The organism is Rhizobium sp. 05N49 (genome assembly GCF_056396805.1).
In genome coordinates, this window is sequence record NZ_JBFTME010000006.1 from 328,994 (window position 1) to 346,485 (window position 17,492).

The window sequence follows — 17,492 nt, forward strand, 5'->3', positions numbered from 1 at the left end:
CGCGAGATGGATGGCCTTGCCACAGCCAGGGATAGCCGTTTCGGCATTCTCTGGCTGCTTTCCGATACGACACTGGTGACGGGCATGACGGTGCTGGTCAAGATGCAGGGCGCATCCTACCCGGCCATCCAGCTTGTCTTCATTCGCGCACTGATCGGGCTGGTGCTTATTCTGCCGTTGATCTGGCGTCATCGCCGGCAGCTTGCCAATTCCAGAGATCCTTTGCGAAACATCATGCGCATCAGCTGCAATGCCGTCGCGCTGACCAGCAATTTCGTGGCGCTCACCATGCTGCCGCTGTTGCTCGTCAATGCGCTCGGCTTCACGCGGCCGCTCGTCTCCATGCTGATGGCAGTCATCATGCTTGGCGAAAAGGTCAGCCGCTGGCGGTGGGTCGGCGCAGTATTTGCCTTTGTCGGCGTGCTCATCATGCTGGCGCCGGATACGTTCGCCTGGAATCTCGGACTGATCGCGGTGCTGTTGTCGATCATCTTCGGGGCACTGGCGACGATCCAGACACGGATGCTGCATTATGAGAACACGACCGTCATGATGGTCTTCTATACGGCGGGCCTGACCCTCATCACCTTCATTCCCGCACTCTTCGTCTGGCAGCCCGTGCGCGGCGAAGACTGGCCTGCCCTGCTCGGAATCGGGCTTCTGGCACAGCTCGGGCAATTCTGTTTCCTCCGAGCCTATCAGATTGCGAGCGCCAGCCTGCTTGCGCCCTTCGGTTATCTGTCGATCGTCTTTGCGACGGTCAGCGGCTACATCTTCTTCGATGAATTGCCCGATCTCCGCACATTCATCGGCATTGCCGTCATCATCGCAACCTTGCAGGCAGTCGCCTTTCTGGAACGACGGCGGCGGTAGCCTCCCGCTCGGTCGATCGATCGTCCACACCAATCCGGACGCCTGCATCAGATGCTCGAATGTCTGGACGCTGCAATACCGCCCTCTGACGATGGCATGCATCAAGAAATGTGCGCAATGCGTCCACAAGGAGATTTTTTCGGTTGACCGCGATAGGTCGCCTGCATATGTTCCGCGCACTTCCAGCCGGGGTGCTTCGCACTCGCGGAAAGGGAGAGCGTAGCTCAGCCGGTAGAGCAACTGACTTTTAATCAGTAGGTCTCGGGTTCGAACCCCGACGCTCTCACCATAGTCCTTTTGTTTCCCAACTGTACGCGCGTGAGGGTGCTGGAAGTCAAATGCCGAAAACACCCAAAGAACCCAAACTCGAGCATTCCGACTTCTCCGGCGAATTCGAAGACGGTGGAGTGACCGTGCTGGTCGACATATATCGGCCGGCTGGCACCAATGGCGATTGGACCCTTGAGGTCATCTCACAGACGGAAGTCGTGACGACCTGGGAAGACAAGTTCGCGACAGATCTGGATGCTTGGGAAGAATTCCTGGCCACCGCAGAACGCGATGGCGTGCAGAGCTTTCTCGATGAGGATGAGCCGCAGCTGCATTGACGGGATACTGCCAGGCACAATCCTGGCAGCTTGACGCCCCTACTCACTCACTCTCAATAGCTGCAGGAGCGCCCATCATTCGGCCTGAAACCGTCCCGGCAGGCACGGTTCATCGAATCTCCAGGCACGTAACCGGAGGCGGAGCCATAAGAATTCGGGGGCGTCGCGCATGCCGTCAGCACGGAAATGCCAATCAGCGCGCCAACTGCCACAAATGCCCGAAACCTGCTCATCAATATTTCTCCTCTTGGATTCTCTCGCGATAATCTATCACGCGGTCACAACAACGGAATGGCCTTATACCGGAAAAGGCTTACAGCCCATCTCCACCCCTATTGATTCGCGCGGCTATCCTTATTCGGAATTGCACGCCCCTCCAATCGCGACCGCCTCAGCATTGCAACTTCTAGCTTTACGTTATTAGCAATGTGTTAGCCATCATGGCGTTTAACAGACGTACGAACGGCCCGACCCTTTGCGAGTCGGAGCATGATGCTGGGTACCGTCGATCGGCAGGATGCCGGATAGGCCTTCCTCTTCTTTGGTGACGAGACGATGACCAGTATCCTGACGAACACTTCGGCAATGGCAGCGCTAAAAACGTTGCGCAGCATCAACAAGCAACTGGCTGAAACGCAACAACGCCTGGCGACCGGCTATCGTATCAACAAGGCCTCCGATAATCCGGCCTACTGGTCGATCGCCACGACAATGCGTTCCGATGACAAGGCGCTTTCCGCCGTTCAGGATGCGCTGGGTCTCGGCGCTGCCAAACTCGATACAGCCTATGCCGCAATGGACAGCGCCATCAGCGTCGTCGACGAGATCAAGGCCAAGATCGTCGCCGCAACCGAAAAGGGTGTGGACAAGGCCAAGATCCAGGACGAAATCAGCCAGCTTCAATCCCAGCTCCTCAGCATTGCCCAGTCTGCCTCCTTTGCCGGCGAAAACTGGCTTGTCGGCGGCAACAGCACGAAGAACGTCATCTCTTCCTTCGTTCGCGATGCAAGCAATGGCGTCAGCGTCAAGACGACCGATTACGCTCTCGACAGCTCCACGAGCGGGAACGTCCTTTTTGGCCTCAATACAAGTGGCATGATCGACACATCGTCCGGCCTGCTTGGTTCATCCATCGTCGGTTCGTATGGCGGCGTTTCGATCACCATGCCCTCGATTTTTTCGATCGACGTCACCAACATGAGCCTTGGCGATCTGCAGGTAGCGCTCCAGGGCGTGGACCTGACGATCGGCAAGATGACGGATGCCGCTTCCAAGCTCGGTTCGATGCAGAAACGAATCGACATGCAGCAGAACTTCGTCAGCGATCTCCGCGATTCGATCCAGTCCGGCATCGGCCGGCTCGTCGATGCCAATATGGAAGAAGAGGCAACCAGGCTTGCGGCGCTTCAAACGCAACAGCAGCTCGCTATTCAGGCGCTATCGATCGCAAATGCATCGACGCAGAACATATTGATCCTGTTCCGTCGCTAACAGGCGGGAGAGCACGCGGAAGGTCCGGCGCCAGCCTCGTATGGACGCAGACCGGACCTCCCGGCATTTGCAGTGGGGTGCCTGCAAATGCCGGGCAATACCACCAGTCACGTCTGAGTCGATCTACTCAGAGAGCCAATGATGGTTTGCGCGCGGTTAATATCCACGCGCCTTGTCTCATGTTGGGATAATTGGAGCATCCCGCATGGCCTGCGGCAATATGGAGATCCGGCTTGCTATGTCCGCGCAAAAAGGTGATTGGCAATCGCCCCGCCACGGCGCTAGGAACATCGCTCAGACTGCCGCCGGAGAGAATGCGTGTCGATTGCCGATATTTCCCTTTGGAGCGCGCTGCTTGCCGGAGCGCTATCCTTCCTGTCGCCTTGCGTGCTTCCGCTCGTTCCACCCTACCTTTGTTATATGGCGGGCATTTCGGTCGAGCAGTTCCGTGGCGGCGGCGCGGTTGCTGCCGGGCCGGACGTGCGGCGCGGCGTGCTTTTCTCGGCGCTTTTCTTCACCCTCGGCTTTGCGACCGTCTTCGTGGCGCTTGGCGCCGGTGCATCGACGATCGGCATGGTGCTGCGCCAGCACCTCGACCTGCTCGCCAAGATCGGCGGCCTCATCATCATCGTCATGGGATTGAATTTTCTGGGGCTTTTCCGAATCGGCCTTCTGGCGCGCGAGGCCCGTTTTCAGGGTAATGGCAAGCCGGCGACCCTGACAGGCGCCTATATCATGGGCCTTGCCTTCGCCTTCGGCTGGACGCCGTGCATCGGGCCGGTGCTCGGGGCGATCCTTGGGGTTGCGGCATCGCGCGAAACGGTTGGCTCAGGTGCGGGTTTGCTCGCCGTCTATTCGCTCGGCCTTGCCGTGCCCTTCTGGATTGCCGCCGGCTTTTCAGGCGCCTTCATGCGCTTCCTGTCGCGCTTCCGCCGGCACCTTGGCACGGTGGAGAAGATCATGGGCGTCTTCCTCGTGCTGACCGGCCTCGCCTTTCTGCTCGGCTGGGTCAGCAACGTGGCGATCTGGTTTCAACAGAGCTTTCCGATCCTGATGCAAATCGGCTGAGCAAAGACGCTCTGGCCGATTGCAATGGAATTCAGGCTTTCTTCCGCTTCAACCGTTCCTTGATCGCATCCGGGATATCGCGGAAGCCGCGCCCCGGCTCGATGCCTTCGCGCATGACGATATTGCGCAAGGGCGGGATGGCCGACAGGACATGCAGCCCTGCGGCGCGCAGCACCTGCACCGGCAGGAAATCGGAAAGAAGCGAACGATTGAGGAGATCGACGCTTGCGGTGCGCGTCATGATGTCGGCACGACGCTTGCGGTCGAAGCTGCTGCCGGCGTCGGCGGCGACAGGCAATTCCGCGCGGGCAGAGAGGAGATCGCTCAGCGCCATGATATCACGAAGGCTGAGATTGAGGCCCTGCGCGCCGATCGGCGGGAAGACATGGGCTGCCTCGCCGACCAGTGCTACGCGGCCCTTGCCGAAACGATGCGCCATCATGCCTGACAGAGGCCAGATCTGCGCTCCTTCCTCGACAGCGACCTTGCCGAGTATGGATTGCATGCGCTCCTCCACGACATTGCCCAGCTCGGCCAGCGACAGCTCGATGCGGGCGGCGGCATCGGAGGGGTTCTGCACCCAGACGAGGCTGGAGCGATTGCCCGGCAGCGGCACCTGCGTGAAAGGGCCGTGCTCGGCGTGGAATTCGGTGGAGATATTCTGGTGCGGCAGCGTATGGGCGAAATTCAGCACCATGGCCGATTGCGGATAGGACCAGGTGCGGACGTCGATGCCGACCGTTTCCCTGAGCTTCGACTTGCGGCCATCGGCGCCGACAGCGAAGTCGGCGACGATCTCTTCGCCATCCGCGAGCGCGACCGTCACGGCGTCAGGAGCAACGCCGATCGTCTCGGCCATGCCGGTGAAACGGGTAATGTTGCCCTCCGCCGCAATCGCGGTTTCGAGCAAATCTATCAGCGCCTTGTTCGGGAAGTTGTAGCCAAAGGCATCGAGCCCTACTTCGGCAGAGCGGAACGTCGTGGTCGGAGCACGCAGCAGGCGGTTTGTGCCGTCAATGATGCGCATGCTGGCAAGCGGTGCGGCTGCCGGACGAAGCCTCTCCCAGAGTGTCAGCCGATCCAGGAAGCGAATCGACTGGTCCATCAGTGCCGTGGTACGGCGGTCCTCCTTGGGAGCGGGAGGGGCGACCAGCGCCACATTGCGACCGCCGCGCGCCAGGGCGACTGCGGCGATCATGCCGGCGAGACCGCCGCCGATCACCGCCACTTCGAATTTGCTCATGCTATCGTTCCGTCATCAAGAAGACGGCAGAACCGGCAGCCTCAGGCGGCCGGCTTTGCCTGACGGCGCCAACTATAGCCCTTGCCGGCTTCGGCGTCACGCACCGCCGGCTGATAATGATGCGGAATGGACGGCAGGCGCTTTTCCGAAAGACGGCGGATCGCCGTCTCGTTGGTGACCGCGAAACTGTCGATGCCGACGCGCAGCATCAGCGGCACCTGGTCGATCAGCACATCGCCGACCGCACGCAGCTCGTTGGTGTAACCGAGGCGCTGGCGAAGAAGCGACGCATGGCTGAAGGCGCGGCCGTCGTTGAAGGCCGGAAATGCCACAGCCACGATCTCCAGGCGATACAGATAGGGCTCAAGTTTCAGCACGTCGTCAGCCGGCTTGATAACCACGCCGAGGCCAACATCGTTACTCTCATCCGCCTTGGCGATCAGCTCGTCGAGCGTCAGCAGCGGCTTCTGGTCGCCTGATGCCTTGACCTCGTCGGTTTCGATCACCCACGGGTCGTTCTCGACAAAACCGGTTTCTCTCCAGATCTTCGTCATCATCCCCTCCTTATGCCGCTTCCTGAGCCGAACCGTAGAGCGCATCCTTGAAAGGCCGCGGACCGACGCGGCGATAGGCCGCTAGGAAGATTTCCGAGGGATCGAGGCGCAGGCCGAGATAGGTGTCGACGATCGTCTCTATGGCATCCGTCACCTTGTCCGGCTCGAAGCCGCGGCCGATGATTTCGCCGATCGAGGTATGCTCGTCGCCCGAACCGCCAAGCGTGATCTGGTAGAGTTCGGCACCCTTCTTTTCAACACCCAGAAGGCCGATATGGCCGACATGGTGGTGACCGCAGGCGTTGATGCAGCCGGAGATCTTGATCTTCAGCTCGCCGATCTCGGCCTGGCGGGCAGGATCGCCGAAGCGGCGGGAAATTTCCTGCGCAACCGGAATGGAGCGCGCATTTGCAAGTGCGCAATAGTCCAGCCCCGGACAGGCAATGATATCGGTGATGAGGCCGGCATTGGCTTCGGCGAGATCAATCGCAACGAGGCCACGATAGACGGCTTCGAGATCAGCGAGCGCCACATGTGGCAGGATGAGGTTCTGCTCATGGCTGACGCGGATTTCGTCGAAGGCATATTCCACGGCGATATCGGCAATGGCGTCCATCTGCGAGTCGGAGGCGTCGCCCGGGATTCCGCCGATCGGCTTCAACGAGATCGTCACCATGCCGTAATCGGGATTCTTGTGCGGCTGGACATTCTGCTGCACCCAGCGGGCAAAAGCCGGATCGGCCTTCTTCCAGCGGGCAAGGTTTTCCCAGCCCTCGGCACGCTGCGGCAGGGCCGGCGGTGCGAAATAGGCAGTGATCGCTTGAACGTCGCTTTCCGGCAGCTTCAGCTCACTATCCTTCAACTGGGCGAATTCAACCTCGACCTGACGGGCGAGTTCTTCGGCGCCGGTTTCGTGGACGAGGATCTTGATGCGGGCCTTGTACTTGTTGTCGCGGCGACCATGCAGGTTATACACGCGCATGACGGCGGTCGTGTAGGACAGAAGATCCTCTTCCGGCAGGAAGTCGCGGATCAGCTTGGCGACCATCGGCGTGCGGCCCTGCCCGCCACCGACGTAGACGGCGAAGCCGATCTCGCCCTTGTCGTTCTTCTTAAGATGCAGGCCGATATCGTGGACCTGGATGGCTGCGCGATCGCGCTCGGCGCCTGTTACCGCAATCTTGAACTTGCGCGGCAGGAAGGAGAATTCCGGATGGACTGATGACCACTGGCGCAGGATTTCGGCATAGGGGCGCGGATCGGCGACTTCATCGGCGGCGGCACCGGCGAAGTGGTCGGCCGTCACGTTGCGGATGCAGTTGCCCGACGTCTGCATGGCGTGCATCTCGACCGTTGCGAGCTCGGCCAGAACGTCCGGCATGTCCGACAGCTTCGGCCAGTTGAACTGCAGGTTCTGGCGCGTGGTGAAATGGCCGTAACCGCGGTCATAGGTGCGGGCGATATGTGCGAGCATGCGCATCTGGCGCGAGCTCAGCGTGCCGTAGGGAATGGCAATACGCAGCATGTAGGCATGAAGCTGCAGGTAAACGCCGTTCATCAGGCGCAGCGGCTTGAATGCGTCCTCGGCCAGTTCGCCGGAAAGGCGGCGCTGGACCTGATCGCGAAACTGCTCGACGCGCTCGGCGACAAAGGCGTGGTCAAATTCGTCGTAACGGTACATCGTCTTCCTCAGACTGCAATGAATTCGGGATCGGCCGGCTTGTAGCCGGGCGCATATTCCATGGTCGGGCCCTGGGCGCGGATACGCTCACGCAGGCGCAGCGGCCAGAGCTGGCCGTTGGTCTCCTGGACGTCGACGACGGCAACGTCGACGACCTTGTTGTCGGCGTAGGATTTCTTGCCGATCTCCTCAAGGGCAGCGACGGCTTCGGCATGGCGGGCAACGAGTGCCTCCTGCAACGAGGTCACCCACTCGCCGTTGGCGTTCAGCCAGACGGCGATGCCATCGCCCAGGCGGTTGGCGGTCAGAACCTTGTCTACCATGTCAGCTCCTTGCAAGTTCATCGAACCGGGCGCGTTCACGCACCAAAGGTTCGGACAGTTCGAAATTGGCGCCTGCGACAGCATCGCCGATAATGACCATGACCGGGCCAGTCAATTCGTCACGATGCTGCAGGTCGGGAAGATCGCGCAAAATGCCATGAAGCAGCCGGCGATCGGCACGGCTGGCATTCTCGATGACGGCAACCGTGGTTTCGGCGGGAATACCTGCCTGCATCAGCCTCTCGGCAACGGAAGCTGCAACCGTGCGGCCCATATAGACGGCGATCGTGGCGCCCGATACGGCGAGGCTTGCCCAGTCCGGCAGCACGTCACCCGTCAGATCATGTCCGGTCGTGAAAACCAGCGAGGAGGCGACGCCGCGAAGCGTCAATGGCAGCTCGAAATCAGCGGCGGCGGCAAATGCCGAGGTGATGCCAGGCACGATCTCATAGGAGATGCCAGCGGCACGCAGGGCGGCCATCTCTTCGCCTGCCCGGCCATAGACAAGCGGATCGCCGCTCTTCAGGCGTACGACGCGTTTGCCCCGGCGACCGAGATCGACCAAGAGATCATTGATCTCTTCCTGAGACTTCGAATGGCACCCTTTGCGCTTGCCGACCGAAAGACGTTCAGCATCACGGCGACCCATATCGACGATCGCCTGCGGTACGAGCGCGTCATAGACGATGACATCGGCTTCCATCATCACGCGCTGCGCACGCAAGGTCAGGAGATCCTCGGCGCCCGGACCGGCGCCGACGAGCCAGACATGACCTTCGACGCGATCCAGCGAACGCAGCAGACCGTTGGCGGCGCGGCGAGCTTGCGGGATGTTGCCGTTGGCGACGGCATCGGCGACAGGGCCGGAGAAGAAGCCACGCCAAAAGATGCGACGGGAAACGCCGCGTGGAACGAGATGCTCAACCGTCTTGCGATAGTTCGTCGCCAGAGCCGCCAGACGCCCGAGTGAGGGTGACAGGAGCTGATCGATCTGGGCGCGGATCATCTGGGCGAGCACCGGCCCTGCCCCTTCCGTGCCGATCGCGACGGCAACGGGCGCGCGATTGACAAGAGCGGGGGTGAAGAAATCGCAATAATCCGGCTGGTCGACGGCATTGGCCGGGATCTTGGCCGCGCGGGCGGCATCGACGATACGGCGATCCTGTTCCGCATCGCCAGTTGCCGCGAACACCAGGACAGCACCATCAACCTGTTCGGACGCGAAGGCTTCGCGGACGGTGTCGATGCGGTTGGCAATCAGAAAAGCGTGGTAATCGGCTTCAGGGCGATCAGTATGCGCGACAATGCGTGCCTGCGTGTTCAACAGCAGGCGAACCTTGGCGAATGCTTCGTCGCCATTGCCGAAAACGGCGGCGATCCGGCCTTCCACGCGAAAGAAGGCGGGAAATACCGAAAGCTGTTCAGTCCTGGGAGGCATTCTCAATCCACTTCGAAGTTGCCCGAATATGCATTCTCTGGACAAGCGAATGAAGAAACAGAATTCCAAAGGCCGGCCAGTCACGTATTCTTTTACCCGGTTGATCAGTGATTTGAGAAAACTCACCCGTGCGGCGCAAAAGCCACATATCCTGAGCGTGTTGATTAGGTTTTTCGCTGCGGACTGCGGGGCTGCACGGGAAGCGACGCCAATAAACCCTGTGGCAAAGTCGCCCGCGAAACAGTTGCGCATTCCGCTTCATTCCGATGGACGGTAGGATAACACGAACAGGAGAATTTCATGCCGGAAAAGACAATCGCCTCCCGCCTGCTGCAGGTCATGGAAGAGAATATCCTGCCGATGACGGAACTTGGTGTCGCCACCGGCAACAAGGTCTTCGGGGCGGCTATCCTGCGCAAATCCGATCTTTCGCTCATTGTCGCCGAAACCAATAACGAGCTCGAAAACCCGCTCTGGCACGGCGAAGTGCACACGCTGAAGCGCTTCTACGAGCTTAACGACAAACCCGCGACGAAAGACCTGATCTTTCTCTCCACTCACGAACCCTGCACCATGTGCATGTCGGCGATCACGTGGGCCGGCTTCGATAATTTCTACTACTTCTTCAGCCACGAGGATTCGCGCGACAGCTTCGCGATCCCGCATGACCTGAAAATCCTGAAGGAGGTCTTCGGCCTTGAACCCGGCGGCTACCGGCGGCAGAACGCCTTCTGGAACAGCTTTGCGATCGCCGATCTCGTCGAGACCGAGGATGAACAGCTGAAAGCCGACCTCAAGCGGCAGACCGCACGGATCAAGTCCCGCTATGACGCCCTTTCCAACACCTATCAGGCCACCAAGAGTGCCAACGATATTCCGCTGAACTGAGAGACCATGGAACCTTCGAAAGACATTTCGCGCCTGATCGAAATCATGGCGGCACTTCGCAATCCCGAGACCGGCTGCCCGTGGGACGTCGAGCAGGATTTCGAGAGCATCAAACCCTATACGCTCGAAGAAGCCTATGAAGTTGCCGACGCGATCGAGCGCAAGGACATGGACGACCTCTGCGATGAACTTGGCGACCTGCTGCTGCAGGTGGTCTTTCATGCGCGCATGGCCGAGGAAGTCGGAGAATTCTCGTTTGGCGATGTCGTGGAAGCCATTACCCGCAAGATGATCCGCCGACATCCGCATGTTTTCGCCCGCTCGGATGCCGATACGCCCGATGCGGTGAAAAAGCAGTGGGATGAGATCAAGCAGGCAGAGAAGCGCGAGCGCGCCGAGCGCCGGGCGAGGCGCGGCATGACAGAAGATTTCAAGGCCGGCTTCCTCGGCTCGGTGCAACGCAGCTTTCCGGCGCTGACCGAAGCGCTGAAGCTACAAGAACGAGCGGCCAAGGTCGGCTTCGATTGGTCGGCGCCCGAACCGATCCTCGACAAAATCGAGGAGGAAGTCGATGAACTGCGTGTTGCACTGCGCGACGGCGACAAGTCAAAGGTCAGCGACGAACTCGGCGACCTGATCTTCGCTGTCGTCAATATCGGTCGGCATGTGAAGGCCGATCCGGAACAGGCACTGCGCGGAACGAACACGAAGTTCAGGCGCCGATTCAATCATATAGAGACGGTTCTTGATGCAGAAGGTGAGAGCTTGGAAGCAGCCAGCCTGGAGCGGATGGAAGAGATCTGGCAGGCGGCCAAGGCAATCGAGCGGGCTGTCGTAGCCGGGGCGGAGTGAAACTTCGCCCAAATGGGATTATCGCTCCCAGTCTTCCTTGGCGGGCTTCGCACCATTGCCGATGCGGCGCTCGAGTTCGGCGGCCTCCGTCTCGGACAGGCGGAGGTCCAGCGTCACGGTACCGTCCTCGTTGTCCTCGCGGCTGTCGACGACGGCATGGTCGTAGAGCCAGGGCAATAGCGCCAGCCTGTCGACAGGCAAAGTGACAGTCGCTTCCGTCATGACGCCAGATAGACGGCGGCTGATTTCATCCATAAGCCCGTCCACGCCCTCGCCGCTGATGGCGGAAACGGCAATGACATTCTTCATGCCGGAGGACTTCTGCACCATGGCATCGTGGGCTTCGGGTTCGAGCCGGTCGATCTTGTTCCAGACTTCGAGAATGCGGCGCTCGCCTTCAGCCTCGTCGATACCGAGGTCATTCAGGATGCGCAGCACGTCAGCGCTCTGGGCCTGATTGTCAACGTCAGACATATCGCGCACATGGAGGATGAGATCGGCTTCCAGCACCTCTTCCAGCGTGGCGCGGAAGGCGGCGACCAGATGGGTCGGCAGGTCGGAGATGAAGCCGACCGTATCGGACAGGATGACGGTGCGGCCATGCGGCAGCTTCATGCGGCGCAGTGTCGGGTCGAGCGTGGCGAAGAGCATGTCTTCAGCGAGGACCCCTGCCCCGGTAATGCGGTTGAACAGCGTCGACTTGCCGGCGTTGGTGTAACCGACGAGCGCCACGATCGGATGCGGCACCTTCCTGCGCTTGGCGCGATGAAGCTGGCGCGTGCGGACGACCTGTTCCAGCTCGCGTTCGAGCTTGATGATGCGATCCTGCAGCAGACGCCGGTCGGCTTCGATCTGGGTTTCACCCGGACCGCCCATGAAGCCGCCACCGCCACGCTGGCGTTCAAGGTGGGTCCAGCTTCGAACCAGGCGGCCCTTCTGATAGTTCAGATGCGCAAGATCGACCTGCAGCGTGCCTTCCTTGGTCGAGGCACGGCGGCCGAAGATTTCGAGGATCAGGCCCGTCCGGTCGATGACCTTGGCGTTCCATTCCTTTTCCAGATTCCGCTGCTGCACCGGCGTCAACGGGTGATCGACGATCACAAGACCGGAATTACGCTCGTCCAGAAGGTGTTTGATTTCCTCGATCTTGCCCGTTCCGAGAAGCGTAGCCGGGCGCGGATCGTTGACCGGCACGATCGAGCCATTGACGACGTCGAGATCGATCGCCTGCGCCAGGCCGGTCGCCTCGTCGAGACGGCTTTCCGGCGTGCGGGTCGATGCCGATTCGCTCTGCCCGCCGCGCGAGCGCGATTTCAGCACCGGCACAACGACGGTCGCGCGCATATCATCCCTGTGCTTGGCAGCTTCAGGGATGATGGAATCGTTTTTTGTATCGCGTGTCGAAATGACGGCCGGCCTTGGTTAGGACGCTGCTTCTTCGCTCTCGAACATCTGCATTGGCTGACCAGGCATGATTGTCGAGATCGCGTGCTTATACACGAGCTGCGAATGTCCGTCACGACGGAGAAGAACACAGAAATTGTCGAAAGACGTGACAACGCCTGTGAGTTTTACGCCGTTAATCAGAAAGATTGTCAGGGAAATCTTTTGCTTGCGTACAGTATTGAGAAATAAGTCCTGCAGATTCTGAGAACGTTCCGCCATCGCGCCGCTTCTTTCTTTATTGCCGGCCTGATCAAGCCGGTAGAATATCAATCAACCTCTCCAGCAAGGCAGGTGGCACCCTCATTCCTCCTGCCCAGCAAATCTTGGTATCAAATCGTAATCTTTTCCGCAACGTCGAAAAAGGCTTCCCGAATATTCTGCGAAAGGCTTCCGGGATGACCATTCGCAATCGCCTGTCCATCAACGGAAACGACCGGAAAACAAATGCTTGTGGCAGCGGTGATGAAGACCTCGCGGGCTGCCATCATCTCCGAAACGGAGAACTTCCGCTCGACGATCTTGACCCCCAATTTGGCTGCGACATCGATGAGAGTCGTACGCGTGATACCCCGCAGGATGCCATGGTCGGCAGGTCGCGTTACCAGCGTACCGTCGGCATCGACGATCCAGACATTGGTTGCAGCCCCTTCCTTCACCATGCCCTCGGCATCGATATAGATCGCTTCCTGGGCACCGGCTTCCTTGGCCTGCTGGCGTGCAAGCGCGTTCGGCAATAGCCCGACCGACTTGATGTCGACTCGGGCCCAGCGATTGTCCGGAACGGTGATCGCCTTGATGCCAGTGGCATTCTTCCTCGAGATAATAGATGGATCCGTGCTCTTAGCGGTCACGACGATCGAGGGCGGGGTGCCGTCTGCTGGGAAGACATGGTCACGGCGGGCGACGCCACGCGTCACCTGCAGATAGAAGAGACCGTTGCGGACGTGGTTGCGGCGCAGCGTCTCGCGAATCACCTGCGTCAGCGCTGCACGGCTCATCGGCCAGGCGATGCGCAGTTCACTGAGCGAACGGTCGAGACGGTTCAGATGCCGGGTCAGGTCGACGATCAGCCCGTGACGGACTTCGCAGACTTCATAGACACCATCGGCAAACTGATAGCCACGATCCTCCACATGCACCATGGCATCGGAATGCGGGACGTAGCGTCCATTCACATAGGCAATTCTTGGCATTGAAACCTGCTTCAGGCAAAGGAGGGAACCGACGCGACACGAGCCCGCGCCGGAAAAACATCAGACGCCGAGCGACTTCAGCTTGCGATGCAGCGCCGATCGCTCCATGCCGACGAATTCGGCCGTGCGCGAGATGTTGCCGCCGAAGCGGTTGATCTGGGCGATCAGATAATCCTTCTCGAACATCTCGCGAGCTTCGCGCAGCGGCAGCGTCATGATGTGGTAGTCGTTCTTGGCCGAGACCTTCGGCAGCATGTCGCCCAGATCGGTCGGCAGCATGTCTGCAGTGATCGGCGCATCCGGACCGTCCGTGCGGGCAAGGATCATCAACCGCTCGATATTATTGCGGAGCTGACGGATATTGCCCGGCCAGTCATGGGCCTGCAGCACCGCCATGGCGTCATCGCCGATGCGGCGTGGCCGGATGCCCGCCTGTTCGGAAATCTGGCGCATCAGTTGGTCGACGAGGAAGGGAATATCTTCCCGGCGTTCGGACAGCTGTGGCACACGCACCGGCACGACGGCGAGGCGATGATAGAGATCTTCGCGGAACCAGCCCTCGGCGATGCGGCTTTCCAGATTGTAGGCGGTCGAGGAGATGATGCGCACATCGACCTTGACGCGTTTGGAACCACCGACACGTTCGAACTGCTGATCGACCAGCACGCGCAGGATCTTGTTCTGCGTCTCGCGCGGCATTTCGCCGACTTCATCGAGATAGAGGATGCCGCGATGTGCCTCTTCGAGCGCGCCGATCTTGCGCGCCTGCCCTGGCGCGCCCTCGGTGCCGAACAGTGCAACTTCCATGCGGTCGGGCGTGATGTTGGCGGCATTGAGCGCCACAAAGGGGCCGTTGGCGCGCGTCGACTTCTTGTGGATCATGCGCGCGACCAGTTCCTTGCCGGAGCCGGATGCGCCGAAGATCATGATGCGGCTGTTGGTGGGGGCGACCTTTTCGATCGTCTGAYGCAGTTGCGAAACGGCGACCGAGGTGCCGATCAGCTCCAGCGCATCGCCGGCGCGGCGCTTGAGCTCGATATTTTCGCGTTTCAGCTTGGAGTTTTCCAGCGCCCGTTCGGCGATCAGGATCAGGCGATCCGCCTTGAAGGGCTTTTCGATGAAATCGAAGGCGCCACGCTTGATGGCGGAAACAGCCGTCTCGATGTTGCCGTGACCTGATATCATCACCACGGGAAGCTCGGGATGGCGGGTCCTGATCTCGTCCAGCAGCGAGAGGCCGTCGAGCTTGCTGCCCTGCATCCAGATGTCGAGAAAGACCAGGCGCGGCACGCGATCGGAAATCGCCGCCAGGGCGCTGTCGCTGTCATGCGCCATGCGGGTTTCGTGCCCTTCATCCGATAGGATGCCGGCAACGATCTCGCGAATGTCGTGTTCATCGTCGACGACGAGAATATCAGAGGCCATAAACGCTTTCCTTGTCACTGGCTGCCGGGGCTGTGGCCACATCGCGGCGTGGCAGATGCACGCGGATCATGGCTCCTCTTCCCTGGTCAAAATCTGCGGGCGCATCATGCAGTTCGAGCTGCCCGCCATGTTCCTCGATGATCTTCTTGACGATGGCGAGGCCGAGACCGGTGCCCTTTTCGCGCATCGTCATGTAGGGCTCCAGAATGCTGTGGCGGTTTTCGACCGGCAGGCCACGTCCGTTGTCGATGATATCGACCGTGAAGCGGTCGCGCGCTTCGTCGAGCGACGTGCGCACCAGGATCTTGCGCTCCTCGCGCTCCTCACTCGGCACGGCTTCGATCGCTTCCACCGCGTTCTTGATGAGATTGCCGAAGGCCTGCCCAAGCATGCGGCTGTCGAACATGCCTTCGAGCCGCTCCTCGCCAAGTTCCTGCAGGAAGGCGATATGGTTGTTGCCCATCTCGCGCAGGAAAATCGCGTCGTGGAGGATGGAACGCAGATCACTCGCCTCCTTGGTCGGCTTCGGCATGCGGGCAAATGCCGAGAACTCGTCGACCATGCGGCCGATATCGCCGACCTGGCGGATGATCGTATCCGTGCACTGGTCGAAAACGGCGCGATCATTTTCGTCGATCTGCTTGCCGTAACGACGCTGGATACGCTCGGCCGATAGCTGGATCGGCGTCAGCGGGTTCTTGATCTCGTGAGCAATGCGGCGGGCGACATCGCCCCAGGCGGTGGAGCGCTGGGCAATGACGAGATCGGTGATGTCATCGAGCGTGATGACATAGGATTCACTCAGATCCCGCACTTCCTCGCGCGTCACCTGGACGCTGAGAGTACGCACCGTACCGCCGCGCACCAGCGCGATCTGCTTGCGGAAATCGCCGCGATAGCGTGCGGCGGCTTCCGTCAGCACCTGATCCACTTCCGGCGCGACCTCCGACAGCTGCTTGCCAAGCAACTCGTCGGCCTGCAGCGCCATCAGCGTTTCGGCTGAACTGTTGACGATGGTGATGCGCCGATCCTGCTCGACCCCGATGACGGCAGCCGTTACACCCGACAGAACGGCCTCGATGAAGCGGCGGCGATCGTCCACCTCATCCTTCGCCTCGAGGATTTCGTCCCGCTGCGTGCGAATTTCCGAGATCATCTTGTTGAAGGTGCGCGACAGGCTGGCGACGTCGCCATCGACAGCGTGGACAGGAACGACAATATCCATGTTGCCCGATGCGACGCTATCGGCGGCGGTAATGAGCAGGCGGATCGGCCGCACGATACGGTCGGCGACCGCAATCGCGGTCCAGATCGCCGCAAGCAGCACGATCAGAGCAAAGCCGATGTAGAGAACCGCAAAGGCGATCTGCAGAGAAACCCGGCCGGCTTCCATCGAACGGTATTCGGTGGCGTTCTCCTCCATCATGCGCATGGCATTCATGACCTTGGGGTCCACGGCACGCACCGTATAGAGGAAGGTTCCGGGGATCGATTCGAGCCTGATGATGGCGCCGACAAGGTTGGTCACGCCCGGCGGGATCAGCGTCGGCTGACCCGCGGCCGCCTTTTCCAGCGCATCCTGCGGGATGGCGGGCAGCGGCTTTTCGGTCGTGATGTCGGCCTGGACATTGACCGAGCCATCGCGCTCGACGAGGAAGGCGCCGAGCAGGCCGCGGCCCCTTGCCTGGCGCGTCATCAGGTCGGCGAAGCCGGTCTTGTCGAGGCTGTAGAGCGCGCGATTACGCTCAAGATCATTTGCCATCGAAACCGTCTGACCCTGCAGATAGCTGGCATTTTCCAGCATATAGGCCTGGCCGATGTTGCGAGACGAGCTGACGATCGCCTGGGTTCTGAGCGCAAACCACCGGTCAAGGCCGGCATTCAGGGTGATACTGGCAAAGATCGCCACCAGGATCGCTGGCGTGATCGCGACGATCGAGAAAAGCACGACGATACGGATATGCAGGCGGGCAGCCGCACGGCCACGCGTGCGGGCCTTGAAAAGCCGCGCGACTTCACGACCGATCAACGCGATCAGACCGAGGACAAAAAACGAATTGATGACGACAGAGCCGATAACGACGTGCGAGGTCGGCGCAATCGGCGTCACACCGAGCAGCACGAAGAGCGTGACGGTCGCGCAGACCAGCGCGCCGCCAGCAAGCACAAGGCCGGGTACGGCAAACAGGGCGCGGCGGTCGGTCACCGTTGTCACCGCCTCGTTCACCGTTTCCGGCGATACCCCTTCTTCGTCCATCCAGCCTCTCTTCGGTCGGCAGCGCCGCCGCGCCCAACGAGAAAGCCAAACCAMCGCCGGTTTCGAAAAACCGGCGTCCAAACGACTCGATCGTGGGCGAATGTCCAAACCCGATGCGTGACCTTTAAGCAACGCATTGTGGCGAAAATGCA

The 17,492-nt window shown here is 60.4% G+C and carries 17 protein-coding genes and 1 tRNA gene; 7 read left to right on the forward strand and 11 right to left on the reverse strand.

What is annotated here, in order from left to right:
* Positions 1 to 6: 6 nt before the first annotated feature.
* The 3 genes from AC1DF8_RS15200 (at position 7) to AC1DF8_RS15210 (ending at position 1,481) form a co-directional block, all read left to right on the forward strand.
* Complete coding sequence (locus tag AC1DF8_RS15200) at positions 7 to 873, forward strand: DMT family transporter (protein WP_478154062.1); 867 nt, start codon at positions 7 to 9, stop codon at positions 871 to 873.
* A 213-nt stretch (positions 874 to 1,086) separates the two neighbouring features.
* Positions 1,087 to 1,162: transfer RNA gene (locus tag AC1DF8_RS15205), tRNA-Lys, on the forward strand.
* A 49-nt stretch (positions 1,163 to 1,211) separates the two neighbouring features.
* Positions 1,212 to 1,481: a hypothetical protein gene (locus tag AC1DF8_RS15210; RefSeq protein WP_112547181.1), complete on the forward strand. Its 270-nt coding sequence runs from the start codon at positions 1,212 to 1,214 to the stop codon at positions 1,479 to 1,481.
* Between the two features lie 53 nt (positions 1,482 to 1,534).
* Here the strand turns inward: AC1DF8_RS15210 and AC1DF8_RS15215 are convergent, their stop codons facing one another.
* Positions 1,535 to 1,714, reverse strand: coding sequence for a hypothetical protein (locus AC1DF8_RS15215; RefSeq protein WP_478154063.1), 180 nt, complete (start codon positions 1,712 to 1,714; stop codon positions 1,535 to 1,537).
* A 322-nt stretch (positions 1,715 to 2,036) separates the two neighbouring features.
* Between AC1DF8_RS15215 and AC1DF8_RS15220 the strand changes: the two genes are divergently transcribed.
* Together AC1DF8_RS15220 and AC1DF8_RS15225 are read left to right on the forward strand one after the other, a co-directional pair.
* A complete protein-coding gene (locus AC1DF8_RS15220) occupies positions 2,037 to 2,972 on the forward strand; it encodes a flagellin N-terminal helical domain-containing protein (RefSeq protein ID WP_112547179.1) in 936 nt (311 codons plus the stop codon).
* 318 nt (positions 2,973 to 3,290) lie between these two features.
* The gene (locus AC1DF8_RS15225; RefSeq protein ID WP_112547178.1) at positions 3,291 to 4,040 is read left to right on the forward strand and encodes a cytochrome c biogenesis CcdA family protein; all 750 of its coding nucleotides are present in this window, start codon (positions 3,291 to 3,293) and stop codon (positions 4,038 to 4,040) included.
* 31 nt (positions 4,041 to 4,071) lie between these two features.
* Here AC1DF8_RS15225 and AC1DF8_RS15230 read toward each other — a convergent pair whose 3' ends face one another.
* The 5 genes from AC1DF8_RS15230 to cysG are packed head-to-tail and all read right to left on the reverse strand — an operon-like array spanning position 4,072 to position 9,279.
* Positions 4,072 to 5,283, reverse strand: a complete 1,212-nt coding sequence (locus tag AC1DF8_RS15230; RefSeq protein WP_478154064.1) for a UbiH/UbiF family hydroxylase — start codon at positions 5,281 to 5,283, stop codon at positions 4,072 to 4,074.
* A gap of 41 nt (positions 5,284 to 5,324) precedes the next feature.
* Positions 5,325 to 5,837 (reverse strand): DUF934 domain-containing protein, encoded by a 513-nt coding sequence (locus tag AC1DF8_RS15235; RefSeq protein ID WP_112968440.1) that lies wholly within the window; start codon positions 5,835 to 5,837, stop codon positions 5,325 to 5,327.
* 10 nt (positions 5,838 to 5,847) lie between these two features.
* The gene (locus tag AC1DF8_RS15240; protein WP_478154065.1) at positions 5,848 to 7,518 is read right to left on the reverse strand and encodes a nitrite/sulfite reductase; all 1,671 of its coding nucleotides are present in this window, start codon (positions 7,516 to 7,518) and stop codon (positions 5,848 to 5,850) included.
* 8 nt (positions 7,519 to 7,526) lie between these two features.
* Positions 7,527 to 7,841: a DUF2849 domain-containing protein gene (locus AC1DF8_RS15245; RefSeq protein ID WP_112547175.1), complete on the reverse strand. Its 315-nt coding sequence runs from the start codon at positions 7,839 to 7,841 to the stop codon at positions 7,527 to 7,529.
* Position 7,842: 1 nt separating this feature from the next.
* Positions 7,843 to 9,279: a siroheme synthase CysG gene (gene cysG / locus AC1DF8_RS15250; RefSeq protein ID WP_478154066.1), complete on the reverse strand. Its 1,437-nt coding sequence runs from the start codon at positions 9,277 to 9,279 to the stop codon at positions 7,843 to 7,845.
* A gap of 300 nt (positions 9,280 to 9,579) precedes the next feature.
* Here cysG and AC1DF8_RS15255 point away from each other — a divergent pair, with 300 nt between their 5' ends.
* Both AC1DF8_RS15255 and mazG read left to right on the forward strand, forming a co-directional pair.
* Positions 9,580 to 10,167 carry a nucleoside deaminase gene (locus tag AC1DF8_RS15255; protein WP_113117113.1) on the forward strand — a complete coding sequence of 196 codons (588 nt, stop codon included), beginning with the start codon at positions 9,580 to 9,582 and terminating at the stop codon, positions 10,165 to 10,167.
* 6 nt (positions 10,168 to 10,173) lie between these two features.
* Positions 10,174 to 11,019, forward strand: a complete 846-nt coding sequence (gene mazG, locus AC1DF8_RS15260) for a nucleoside triphosphate pyrophosphohydrolase (protein WP_478154067.1) — start codon at positions 10,174 to 10,176, stop codon at positions 11,017 to 11,019.
* A gap of 18 nt (positions 11,020 to 11,037) precedes the next feature.
* On the opposite strand, the gene hflX is transcribed toward mazG, so the two are convergent.
* The 5 genes from hflX to AC1DF8_RS15285 form a co-directional block, all read right to left on the reverse strand.
* Positions 11,038 to 12,363: a GTPase HflX gene (hflX, locus tag AC1DF8_RS15265; protein WP_478154068.1), complete on the reverse strand. Its 1,326-nt coding sequence runs from the start codon at positions 12,361 to 12,363 to the stop codon at positions 11,038 to 11,040.
* A 78-nt stretch (positions 12,364 to 12,441) separates the two neighbouring features.
* Complete coding sequence (gene hfq / locus AC1DF8_RS15270; RefSeq protein ID WP_003539403.1) at positions 12,442 to 12,684, reverse strand: RNA chaperone Hfq; 243 nt, start codon at positions 12,682 to 12,684, stop codon at positions 12,442 to 12,444.
* Between the two features lie 110 nt (positions 12,685 to 12,794).
* A complete protein-coding gene (locus AC1DF8_RS15275) occupies positions 12,795 to 13,658 on the reverse strand; it encodes a D-amino-acid transaminase (protein WP_478154069.1) in 864 nt (287 codons plus the stop codon).
* A 60-nt stretch (positions 13,659 to 13,718) separates the two neighbouring features.
* Positions 13,719 to 15,083: a nitrogen assimilation response regulator NtrX gene (gene ntrX, locus AC1DF8_RS15280; RefSeq protein WP_478154070.1), complete on the reverse strand. Its 1,365-nt coding sequence runs from the start codon at positions 15,081 to 15,083 to the stop codon at positions 13,719 to 13,721.
* Positions 15,073 to 17,340, reverse strand: coding sequence for a sensor histidine kinase NtrY-like (locus AC1DF8_RS15285; RefSeq protein WP_478154071.1), 2,268 nt, complete (start codon positions 17,338 to 17,340; stop codon positions 15,073 to 15,075). Before AC1DF8_RS15285 ends, ntrX begins: the two co-directional genes overlap by 11 nt.
* Between the last annotated feature and the right edge of the window lie 152 nt (positions 17,341 to 17,492).